The following is a 3048-nucleotide window of genomic DNA, read 5'->3' on the forward strand; positions in this document are numbered from 1 at the left end:
TCCACGCTTCCTCCCCACGGTCGGTCGCCCTTCCGCAGTTGCGCTTCACTTCGCTCGCTGTGGTCAACTTGCCGCGCGACTTGCACCCGCAAGAGTGCGCCCATGCTGGGCGCACAAAAAATGCCGCTCATTCGAGCGGCTTTCGTCTTTCACGGCAACCGAATTGGAGTGCGTCGGCGATCAGTCGTCGCGCACCGCGTCCAGCCCCGGAAACAGCACGTCCGTATAGCCGAACTTGGAAAAGTCGGTGATGCGCATCGGATACAGCTTGCCGATCAGATGATCGCACTCGTGCTGCACGACCCGCGCGTGAAACCCTTCCGCCAGCCGCTCGATGGCATTCCCGTACTGATCGAACCCCTGATAGCGGATCATCGAGAAACGCTGCACCGCGCCGCGCAGACCCGGCACCGACAGACAGCCTTCCCAACCCTCCTCCATGTCGTGTCCGTTGGGCATGATGATCGGATTGATCAGCACCGTTTCGGGCACCGACGGCGCATCGGGATAACGCTCGTTATGCCCGAAACCGAAAATCACCACCTGCAGATCGACGCCGATCTGCGGCGCGGCCAGTCCCGCGCCGTTGGCGTCCCGCATCGTGTCGAACATGTCCTGCACCAGCGTGTGCAGTTCCGGCGTGTCGAAATGCTCGACGGGTGCGGCGATACGCAAAAGACGCGGATCGCCCATCTTCAGGATTTCGCGAATCATGGAGTGACTCCTTCCAAAAGCTTCTTCATGCCGTCTTCGTCGAGAACGGGAACCCCGAGTTCCTCCGCTTTCGCGAGCTTGCTGCCCGCTTCCGCGCCCGCCACGACGTAGTCGGTCTTTTTCGATACCGAACCGGCGACCTTCGCGCCCGCCGCTTCGAGCATCTCCTTTGCTTCCTCGCGCGAGAGCGACGGCAGCGTGCCCGTCAGCACGACCGTCTTGCCCGCCAGCACGCCCTGCGGCGCTTTCGGCGCGGGCGGCCCTTCCGGCCACGACACCTTCACGCGCAATTGTTCGATGACGTGCTGGTTGTGCTCTTCGCTGAAGAAATTGTGGATCGCCTCGGCCACCACCGGGCCGACGTCGTTGACTTCGAGCAACTCGTCGACCGATGCCGCCATGATCGGATCGAGCGAGCCGAAGTGTTTCGCCAGATCCTTCGCCGTCGATTCCCCGACGTGCCGGATGCCGAGCGCGTAAATAAAGCGCGCGAGCGTGGTCTTGCTCGCTTTCTCCAGCGAATCGATGAGGTTCTGCGCCGATTTGTCGGCAAAACGGTCGAGTGCGGCCAGCGTCGAGAAACCGAGGCTGAACAGATCCGCCAGCGTGCGCACGAGGTTTTCGTCGACCAGCTGATCGATGATCTTCTCGCCGAGACCGTCGATATCCAGCGCGCGACGCTGCGCGAAGTGCCACAGCGCCTGCTTGCGCTGCGCGGGACAGAACAGCCCGCCCGTGCACCGCGCGATGGCTTCGTCCGGCAGGCGCTCGATCTTCGAGCCGCACACCGGGCACTCGGTCGGCATGACGAACTCGCGCGCGTCGGCGGGACGGCGTTCGAGGATCGCACCCACCACTTCGGGAATCACGTCGCCGGCGCGGCGCACGATGACCGTATCGCCGATACGGATATCTTTGCGGCGCACTTCGTCCTCGTTGTGCAGCGTCGCGTTGGTGACCGTTGCGCCGTCGACGAACACGGGCGCGAGCCGCGCCACGGGCGTGATCGCGCCGGTTCGGCCCACTTGCACGTCGATGGCGAGCAACTGCGTCAGCGCTTCCTGCGCCGGGAATTTGTGCGCCAGCGCGAAACGCGGCGCGCGCGACACGAAGCCGAGCTTGTCCTGCTCGTCGCGCCGGTCGACCTTGTACACCACGCCGTCGATGTCGTACGGCAGCTTGTCGCGCTTCTCGCCGACCTTGGCGAAAAAGCCGAGCAACCCTTCCGCGCCGTCGACCACCGCGCGCTCCGAATTCACCGGCAGGCCCATTTCCTTGTACCAGTTGAGCAGCCCGGCGTGGGTCGCGGGCATGTCCGCGCCGTCCAGCACGCCGATGCCGTACGCGAAGAACGACAGCGAACGCTGCGCCGTCATCTTCGGGTCGAGCTGACGCAGGCCGCCCGCCGCCGCGTTGCGCGGATTGGCGAATTCACGTTGCCCGGCATCGCGCTGGCGGGCGTTCAGGCGCTCGAAATCGCGTTTGAACAGCAGCACTTCGCCGCGCACGTCCAGACGCTTCGGCACGTTGTCGCCCTTGAGCGTCAGCGGAATCGAACGGATGGTGCGCACGTTCGCGGTGACGTCCTCGCCGGTCGCGCCGTCGCCGCGCGTAGCCGCCTGCACGAACTTGCCGTCGTCGTAGCGCAGCGAAATGGCGAGGCCGTCGAACTTCAGTTCGCACGCGTATTCGACCGGCGTGTGGCCGAGCGCATCGGCGACGCGCTTGTCGAAGGCGGCGATGTCCTCGTCCGCGAAGCCGTTGTTGAGCGAGAGCATCGGCACATCGTGCACCACGGGCGTGAAACCGTCCGCGACTTCGCCGCCCACGCGCTGCGTCGGCGAATCCGGCGTGATCAGATCGGGATGATCGGCCTCGATGCCCTGCAATTCCTTGAACAGCGTGTCGTATTCGGCGTCGAGCAGATCCGGCTGATCCAGCACGTAATAGGCGTAATTCGCCCGTTCCAGCTCCGAGCGCAGCCATGCCGCGCGCTCGGCCGGTCGGTCGGCGCTGGGCACGGCGGCTCCGGACTGGCGGGTCGCGGCGGATTCGGCTTTGGTTTTTGCGGACATGCGGCTTCGAGTCGTAAGGAAGTCAATCGGTGATGGTGTTTCGATAACCGACCGTTCGATTGTCTCAGAAGAACGGACAATCGTGGCGTCGGCCGAACGGCATAGGCCGGGCGCGCGTGCGGTCTGGCGCACGCAATCGGCATAGGGGCGGCCAGCAAGCTGGCCGGTCCCCTGCCACACCACCCGGCGTGCGGGTCCGCACCGGGCGGTTCGGGAAGTTGAGGTTATGTGAGGCGAGGCATGCCAAGACGATCGAAGT

2 protein-coding genes are annotated in these 3048 nt (G+C 64.9%); both read right to left on the minus strand.

Annotated elements, in window-relative coordinates; genetic code table 11:
- Positions 1-180: 180 nt before the first annotated feature.
- Positions 181-714: a peptide deformylase gene (gene def / locus BVER_RS25990; protein ID WP_050455715.1), complete on the minus strand. Its 534-nt coding sequence runs from the start codon at positions 712-714 to the stop codon at positions 181-183.
- The gene (gene ligA / locus BVER_RS25995) at positions 711-2789 is read right to left on the minus strand and encodes an NAD-dependent DNA ligase LigA (protein ID WP_050455716.1); all 2079 of its coding nucleotides are present in this window, start codon (positions 2787-2789) and stop codon (positions 711-713) included. The genes def and ligA overlap by 4 nt, the downstream gene beginning before the upstream one ends.
- Between the last annotated feature and the right edge of the window lie 259 nt (positions 2790-3048).

Source organism: Candidatus Burkholderia verschuerenii, assembly GCF_001189365.1.
In the GTDB taxonomy this organism is placed as follows: Bacteria; Pseudomonadota; Gammaproteobacteria; order Burkholderiales; family Burkholderiaceae; genus Caballeronia; species Caballeronia verschuerenii.

Bases quoted from the DNA above. Each gene is read 5' to 3' on its own strand.
- ligA (WP_050455716.1), bottom strand. From the start codon at position 2,789: ATGTCCGCAAAAACCAAAGCCGAATCCGCCGCGACCCGCCAGTCCGGA.
- def (WP_050455715.1), bottom strand. From the start codon at position 714: ATGATTCGCGAAATCCTGAAGATGGGCGATCCGCGTCTTTTGCGTATC.